Below are 1,629 nucleotides of genomic sequence, written 5' to 3'. Positions count from 1 at the left end.
GATGAGCTCCTCGTAGAGCGGGGAGAGCGGGCGGTCGGCGAGGCGGCCGTGGCCCGTGAGCGATGCGTTGCAGCCAAGGGCACAGGCCACGGGCAGCATGAAGCGAAGGGTCGAGCCAGACTCGCCGCAGTCGAGCAGCGCGCCCGTCGTTGCCTGGCGCCTGTTGTCGGTGGCCGAGGTGCCGGGAATGGGCGTGACCTTGAGCTGGTCGCCCTCGCGCACGACGCGTGCGCCCAGGGCCTCGAGGCAGGCGATAGTGGCCTCGATGTCCTTCGAGGTTGTGGTGCATGTGATCGTGGTGGGTCCGGGGCAGAGGGCCGCGCAGATGAGCAGCCTGTGGGCCATGGACTTGCTCGCGATGGCGTCGATGGTGCCCGTGAGCTCGCGTGGGTTTATCTGTACGTCCATGTGGGCTTGCGTCTCCTTGGGATGGATCTTCTGGCTTAGGCGAGGTGTGCCGTCGTTCCGCAGGTGGCAGTGCCGCAGCCTGCGTCGACGAGCTCAGTGAACTCGCACATCGACATGCGGCGCACCTCGACGGAGCCGATGGCGCGCGGCAGCACGACGTTCACGCCGTCTCCGTGACGCTTCTTGTCGGAGTGCGCGAGTCGCACGATCGTCTCGTGGTCAAGGTCGGTGTCGGTGGGAAGCCCGTGTGCGGCAACGACGCGCTCGATGCGCTCGCTGTCCTGCTTGGCGAGCTCCCCCATTGCGGCGGCCGCGCGGGCGATGGCGCATAGGCCAAGGGCTACGCAGGTGCCATGGCCAAGGGTGAAGTCGCTCGCGGCCTCAACGGCGTGACCAATCGTGTGGCCGAGGTTGAGCGTCTGGCGCAGGCCTCGCTCCCGCTCGTCGGCGTCGACTACGTTGCGCTTGATCTCGACGTTTCGGGCGATGATGTCTGCGAGCATGGTTTCGTCGTATCCAGGCGTGTTGAGCGGCTTGGTCTCGAGGCTTTCGAAGAGGTTCGGGTCTGCCAGTACGCCGTGTTTGATGACCTCGCCGCAAGAGTCGGTGAAGAGGTCGTGGCCGATCGTGGAGAGGCAGCGGGGGTCTGCGATAACGACGCGGGGCTGCCAGAAGGCGCCCGCGAGGTTTTTCCCGGCCGCAAGGTCGATGGCCGTCTTGCCGCCCACCGACGAGTCGACCATGGCTAGCAGGCTCGTGGGAATCTGCGCCACGGCGCAACCGCGCATGTAGCTGGCGCCGGCAAACCCCGCGATGTCTCCGGTGACGCCGCCGCCCAGGGCAACGATCACATCATCACGGGTAAGACCCGCCTCGGCAGCCGCCTCGAGGCAAGCCGCCCAGGTACCGGCGCGTTTGGAGGCCTCGCCAGCCGGGAAGATGTGGCTCGAAACCTCGTATCCGGCGCTTACGAGAGAGGAGGCAACGCGCTCGAGGTAGAGCGGGGCCACGTTGGTCTCGGAGACGACGAGCGCATGCTCGCCGCCGGCCGCCTTGGAAATGAGCTCGCCGCAAGAGTCGAGAATGCCGGGTACCACATACACGTCGTAGGTGCGTGACGTCGTGCTTACGCGAACGACTTTGCCAGACGGCTTGTTGCCGCTACCCATCTAGACCTCGGCCTCCTTCTCGTCGGCGCGCTTGATGCGGTCGCCCTCGGCC

At 66.7% G+C, this 1,629-nt stretch carries 1 protein-coding gene and 1 pseudogene; both read right to left on the bottom strand.

The window, feature by feature from the left end:
- A pseudogene (locus tag AC1VTH_RS08185) lies at window positions 1-408 on the bottom strand (3-phosphoshikimate 1-carboxyvinyltransferase); the annotation flags it as partial.
- 35 nt (window positions 409-443) lie between these two features.
- Entirely contained in the window at window positions 444-1,577 is a 1,134-nt protein-coding gene (aroB, locus tag AC1VTH_RS08180; protein ID WP_481335687.1) for a 3-dehydroquinate synthase, read from the bottom strand.
- Window positions 1,578-1,629: the final 52 nt, after the last annotated feature.

It is taken from the genome of Parolsenella sp. (assembly GCF_982402205.1).
Note: the sequence above shows the minus strand (reverse complement) of the source record. Positions and strands in the feature narration are given on the sequence as shown.

Bases quoted from the DNA above. Each gene is read 5' to 3' on its own strand.
- aroB (WP_481335687.1), bottom strand. From the start codon at position 1,577: ATGGGTAGCGGCAACAAGCCGTCTGGCAAAGTCGTTCGCGTAAGCACG.